4 protein-coding genes are annotated in these 6527 nt (G+C 34.7%); 1 reads left to right on the top strand and 3 read right to left on the bottom strand.

The features are described 5' to 3' along the window. Both EA412_00975 and EA412_00970 read right to left on the bottom strand, forming a co-directional pair. Positions 1-1571, bottom strand: a 1571-nt coding sequence (locus EA412_00975) for a hypothetical protein (GenBank protein TVR83334.1), incomplete at its 3' end; no start/stop codon positions are given. Beyond that, positions 1572-2336 (bottom strand): superoxide dismutase, encoded by a 765-nt coding sequence (locus EA412_00970; protein TVR83333.1) that lies wholly within the window; start codon positions 2334-2336, stop codon positions 1572-1574. Positions 2337-2505: 169 nt separating this feature from the next. Here EA412_00970 and EA412_00965 point away from each other — a divergent pair, with 169 nt between their 5' ends. After that, on the top strand, positions 2506-3339 hold the full coding sequence (locus EA412_00965) for an alpha/beta hydrolase (GenBank protein ID TVR83332.1): 834 nt from the start codon (positions 2506-2508) through the stop codon (positions 3337-3339). Between the two features lie 25 nt (positions 3340-3364). On the opposite strand, the gene EA412_00960 is transcribed toward EA412_00965, so the two are convergent. Continuing rightward, the gene (locus EA412_00960; GenBank protein ID TVR83331.1) at positions 3365-6148 is read right to left on the bottom strand and encodes a hypothetical protein; all 2784 of its coding nucleotides are present in this window, start codon (positions 6146-6148) and stop codon (positions 3365-3367) included. Positions 6149-6527: the final 379 nt, after the last annotated feature.

Here is a 6527-nt window from a genome sequence, read left to right as displayed (position 1 = left end):
TTGCTGTCTGTGATGGTAATAAGCATATAGTTTGGCGAAGCTTTTATATCCAATGGTACTTGTGCATATTGCAATACTTCTGCCAGATTAGTTTTGAAGATACTTTGTCCAAGTAAATTATAGACAGAGATATTAATGTTTTGGAGATGTTTTTCAGTTTTAAGATGTAAAATCCCATTTTGAATACTTAATTCTGAAAAGATTTCCATCTTTCTATCATCTGTTGAGCTGATAATATTTAAATTGAACTTAGAAAAAAAGATATTTTCTTTTCCGCTTGAGCTGGCAGTATTTGTTCCCCAAAAAGAATTGCCCTTAAAGTTTCCTGTTAAAAAGAATTTATAATCGTTGGAAAAAATATCATTTCCTGTAATTTGACTGTTGGAATAGCTATTGAAAAAATATTTTATATTCCCTTTAGCATCTGTTTCTAAGAAAAATAATCCGTAATTTCCTGCACTTACATTCAATTCTCTGTTTTCATAGAGGATATTCCCGGAAAAATTACCCGTCAAAACAAAACTGCCATTATCTTTTTTTCTGGCATTCCCTAATTGAATATTATTAGCAGACTTTATCTGTTTCAACCATAGTTCATTGCCATTTAAGTCATAGGCAGCAATAAAGCCATCATTACTACCCTGAGACTGAAAAGTATTATTATTAAAATCCAGTGAGCCTGTAAATGTACCGCTAACTAACAAAGTGTCGTTTACTATAACTGAATTATTGATTTCTGAAAATCCCGTGACAGGAATTTTTTTTGCCCAAAACGTATTTTTATCTAAATCAAAACTACTGATGAAGGCAGTTCTGTTTCCGGGATTTGTTAATTGTACCTGGTCGAAATTAACTGAATTTGTAAAATAGCCGCCAAGATACAAATATCCGGCATTATCATATGTCACAGTTAAAGCCCTATCAGAATTCTGTCCGCCAAAAGAGCGGGCATTTAAAAATTGTCCGGTAGAACTTATTTCAGTAAAAAATATATCAGCTGATCCATTTGATAATAATTGATTGTTGTTAATTTCTAACGAGCCTTCATAGTGTCCGGCAATTGCAATACGATTATTTAACGTATTAATCCGGATATCTTTTGCTACTGAGTTACCCGTAGACTGACCTGAATTTACCCATATCAAAGAACCGTCATTTGCCCACCTGCCAATGAAAAAATCTTCATTTTGAAAAGCAGAAATTTGTTGATTTTGAATATTAAGTAAACCGCTAAAGCTACCCGCTCCAACAAGTGCGCCCTGATAATCTAATTGTATAGAATTTAATTGATTATTTCCGATACTACTTCCTCGACTTAACCATAAAAACTGACCGTCATGATCAAATTTGCTGATAAAAAAATCTTTACTTCCGGAACTGGAAATGTCCTGTCCTTCAAAAACTATTTTGTCTTGAAAAGCTCCTGAAAGGTAAATATGCTCATTATTACCATAAATACTTAAACCAAAATCATTTTCAACACCGCCATAAGACTTTACCCATTCCCAAACTTGCGCATTTAAGTGATTAGTGGAAATGAACAAAAGTATTAATAAAGAAATGCGTTTCATCTATCGACCCTTTCCGGTAATTTCTGTATATCTTTTTTCTACCTCTTGCCAGTTTACAATTTGCCAGAAATTTTTGGTATAATCAGCTCTTCGGTTTTGATATTGAAGATAATAAGCATGCTCCCAAACATCAAGCCCTAAAATAGGTATGCCTCTGATAGGAGAAAGATCCATTAATGGATTATCCTGATTCGGAGAAGATCCGACTTTTAAATGTTTATTTTCATCTAAATACAACCAGGCCCAACCGGAACCAAATCTTTGCATGGCAGCAGCCTCAAATGTTTCTTTAAAATTATCAAAGGAATCAAAAGCATTTGATAGAATTTCTGTAAAAGTGCTGCTCGGCTTATTATTTGCATCCGGTCTTTTGATTGTTTTCCAAAATAAATCATGATTATAGTGGCCGCCGCCATTATTACGCATTGCATCTCCATACTTTGAAATCTGATTTAAAATACTTTGAAGCGATTGATCTTGTAAATTATGGTCTTTGACAGCATTATTGAAATTATTAACGTAACCTTGGTGATGTCTTTTGTAATGTATCTCCATGGTTTTTTTGTCTATAACCGGCTCTATGGCTTCGAAACCATATTTTAAATCGGTTAATTTAAAGGGATATTTTAAATCATCATATCTTAGATGATGACTATTGATAGAAGCTATCGATGAATTACTGAATAATAAATTAAATCCAACAAAACTACCAATGGATGCTACAAATCCATTTCTAATAAATTTTCTTCTGTTAAAACTTGTCATGTTATTATATTATTTTAATTTACAATTAGTGAATGTCGTATTCTTTTTAACAATTAAAAATACAAATAATTGCTTAGAAAGCATCTATTTAATAAATGAACAGGATAAATGTTCTGAAAATATACAACTTTTACTCTCCAATTAATGCTTTTATCTTATTTTAGATTATATGAAAAAATATAAAGAGTTATATATAGATTCCAATGACGGACTTAAATTGTTTTGTCGCTGTTTTATCCCAGAGATAAAGCCAAAAAAAGTCGTCATAATTGTCCACGGATTGGGAGAACATTCCGGAAGATACGAAGAGTTTATTAGAGCTTTAAATAAAGAAAATTATGGAGTGTATTCTTATGATCAAAGAGGCCATGGAGTTTCTGATGGTCAAAGAGGACATTCGCCGGACTTCAATTCATTGTTAAATGATTTGGACAGAGTTTTTGATGCTGTAATTGCTGAAAGCAAACCGGAGCAAATTTTTCTTTTTGGTCATAGTATGGGAGGTAATGTGGCTGCAAATTATTTATTAAAAAGAAAAAATGATTTGATAAAAGCCTCTATACTCTCTTCACCGTGGATAGAGCTAGCTTTTGAGCCACCGGCTTATATGTTATTTTTGGCTAAATCAGTTGGGAGGATTTTTCCTTCTTTTTCACAATCCACAAAATTAGATGTACATGCGCTTTCAAAACAAAGTGAAGAGGTGAAGAAATATATAGAAGATCCTCTTGTACATGATAAAATAACTGCAGGAGCTTATCTTGAAATATTTGGTGCCGGAAAAAATATCCTTTTAAATGCGGATAAACTGAATATTCCAATTCTCTTAATGCATGGCAAAAAAGATAAAATCACTTCCTTTGAATCTTCTAAAAAAGTTGCCTCTGCAAATGTCGGAAAGGTAAAGTTCTTAGAGTTTGAAAATGGATACCATGAACTTTTACACGATGAGGAGAAAACAGATTTCACCAAAGAAGTTATAGAGTTCTTAAAATCAGTGTAGCCAAAAAAAGAAAATCATAAGTAAACTATCGTATTAAAATTACACTTCCTCGAATAGTTTGCATTTTATTTCCCCTATCATAAAAAGTTAATTGATAAACATAAGTGTCCATTGGCTGTAACTCCCCCTTGAGTTTCCCATCCCAGCCATCAGCAAATGAAAAGCCTTCAAATACTTTTACACCCCATCGGTTGAAGATTTGGAAGCTGTCAAATTCATGACCCGGCCCGGGATCAAACGGGCCAAAACGACTATTCATTCCTCCACCTGTAGGATTAAATGCATTTGGAAAAATATCGTAAGTTTCTTCACTAGTGATTACATTTATATAAATAGTTTGAGTTGTTGTGCAGCCTGTGCTGTCAAGTGTTACGGTAAAAGTATATTCCTGTGATTCAATACCGGTTATAATAGGATTTGCCGTACTGCTGTCGTCTATACCAAATTCCGGACTCCAGCTTATAGAATATTCAACAGGTAGAAGAGAAATGTCAATTTCAAAAGACTCATTAAACTCTATGTCTATTGTATCATAAGGAATAGTAAAGTCAGGAAATTCTTTTGCTTCCACAAAAATCGTTTCTGTATGACTGCAAGCTCCATTTGTCAAAGTAACAGTGTAATTTAGGCTGCTGTCAGGACTTACTTCCGGGTTGTTACAATCAGTACAACTTAAAAAGCTGGAGGGTGACCATTCAAAAGTACCGTTACCCTGAAGGAAAATAGTTTGTGAACTGTTTTTGCAAATTGAAACAGAATCAGGGGAAAAAAAGAAAACGGTATCATCCACAGATACGGTTACCTCTGATGTATCTCTGCATCCAAAATCATTACTGACAATAATTTCATAAGTCGTATTCGTATCGACAGTTACAATAGGGTTGGGGCAGTTTTGGCAGCTCAGTCCTGTTGAAGGAGACCAACTGTAATTCGTTCCACCCGTGGCAATTAATTGAACAGAACTCCCATCACAAATAGAAATATCTTCTGGGAAAGTTGCAAAATTTTCATCTTCAATAAAAATTTCTGATGTTTTTGATACTGTACAAAAACTTAAGCTGTCAGTCCATTCGACTGTATATACCTGTGTTTCTGAAGGATTTACAGAAATTTCATTCCCAATTTGAGGACTTTGTAAATCACCGCCTGTCCAGGTATAATTATTATTTGGAGCACCACTAACCGAAATGGTTATATTGGTATCTGTGCAAAGAAATACATTTTCCGGAGAAATTGAAAGTTGAGGCATTTGTATTACTTCAACTGTAACTGAGTCAGTATATTCACACAAGCCATTTAATATAGTAAGGGTATATGTTTCAGTTTGGCCCGGAAAAGCGGAAGTCTGAGGACAATCATTACAACTTAAGCTACTTTGAGGTTCCCAAAGGTACAAACCACCACCTCCTGCACTTAGGGTTATTGTATCTCCGGGGCAAATCAAAGTATCTGAGCTTATAGAAAATACGGGAGGTATAAATAAATCTGAAGCGGTTAAAATTGAAATACCTTCTAAAAAGCCACCCGGTAGCCCATCCTCAACTTCAGTGCCATTTCCGGTATTGCAGGTACTACTCGCAGCAATTTTTAAACCTGCATTTCCACCAAAAGTTTCATAAGTTATATTTGAAGGGATACTATTTAAAGTAAGTCCTAAAAAGCCTCCACCACCTCCACCGCCCGGTCCGTAGCAAGTATTGCTTAAATCATCACTTACATTCCCACCGTTTCCTCCATTTGTTTGAATCAGCAGCGGATTATTAATAGAGCTAGCAGCTAAAACAACACTTCCTCCGGCTCCACCTCCTCCGGTACCATCGTAACTTCCGGCTTTTGCATTTGCTCCATTTGCAGTCAATACTCCATTTTGACTATTTATTTCCGTTGCTCTTAAGATAATTATACCTCCGCCATTTGCTCCACCACTGCCAAGACTATCATTCATATGGCCCGCACCGCCACCACTTCCCATTATCAATCGTTCAAATTGATTGTAAACAACAGTATTCCCTCCTAATCCTCTATTTTCTCCATTACAAAAAAACTGCGATGGAACTAATCTTTTCCCACCATCTCCTCCTAAACCAACATGACTTCCGCCGCCGCCACCGGTGTTATGGTCATTTCCACCACCGCCACCGGCTCCGTAAGGTCCTCTTCCACATTCATATACTGCATTGAAGTTTACAATACTTTCACCCTTTCTGCCTGCCCGTCCTGATGCGAGTGTATAATAGTAAGCAGTTTGCGGACTTACCCAGCTACATGTAAAGTTGCTGTTTGAAGCTGCACCACCTCTAAATCCTTTGCCATTAACATCTATTACAGATTCAATGTTTATAGAACCGCTTGCATCAATTACTACTATGCCACCTTTTTCGCCATCCCAAGCCATGGCAGTAACGGTATCTGTGATAGTGACATTTTGGTATTGCGGAACTTTAATAATTTGAACCTTACTATTAACAGAATATTCATTTTCAAACTGATATTCAAAAGTAACTTCTCCGGAGTTTATATTAGATATGGTATTGAATTCGTATTTCCCGGCCTGATTTAAATTAGTAAAATTCCCAAAATTGCTGTTATTGGCAAGGTTAATACTTGCGCCTTTCATTTGTACAATTAAGACTAAGTCACCGGCTTGAAGACCGGAAGTGTCAGATACTGACATGCTGTTAGCACATACATCCAATGATATAACCGCTTTATAATCATTTACGATCCCACTGATATTAGTATTTGTTTGACCGTGACTAAAGCTAACTGTTTTAAAAACAATTAAAAGTAGTATTAAAGTTGCTCTCATAGTATTACTATAATTAAATAAGCTTAAAATGAAAAAGGGATTAAAAAAGATAAAATTCCTTTCTCATCCGGGGAAATTTCAACTTCTTACAAATCTGAAATTTTCCTTAACATACGAATTTCGTATAAAATTTAGAATTAACCTTAATGATTTCTTTTTTTAGAGCAAATATTTTTTTTAGGCTTAGATACATTTTTTATAAGTGAAGAAAAATCAAAAAATATTAGGAAGGTGTTTTATCATCCCATATATTTTAATTATCTTTATAAGCCTTGTCTGGCATACTCTTTTTTGAGAGCCGGATGATTTTTAGTTTAAAAAGTTCATTTTTCCTTGAAAAACTTTTTGATAATTAGAAAAAAGGGATTACTTTTGCACT

The organism is Chitinophagaceae bacterium, assembly GCA_007695095.1.
Classification (GTDB): Bacteria; Bacteroidota; Bacteroidia; order Chitinophagales; family REEL01; genus REEL01.
Note: the sequence above shows the minus strand (reverse complement) of the source record. Positions and strands in the feature narration are given on the sequence as shown.

What these genes read in the sequence shown, in the direction of transcription:
- EA412_00970 (TVR83333.1), bottom strand. Translation starts at nt 2,336, where the DNA reads ATGACAAGTTTTAACAGAAGAAAATTTATTAGAAATGGATTTGTAGCA.
- EA412_00965 (TVR83332.1), top strand. Translation starts at nt 2,506, where the DNA reads ATGAAAAAATATAAAGAGTTATATATAGATTCCAATGACGGACTTAAA.
- EA412_00960 (TVR83331.1), bottom strand. Translation starts at nt 6,148, where the DNA reads ATGAGAGCAACTTTAATACTACTTTTAATTGTTTTTAAAACAGTTAGC.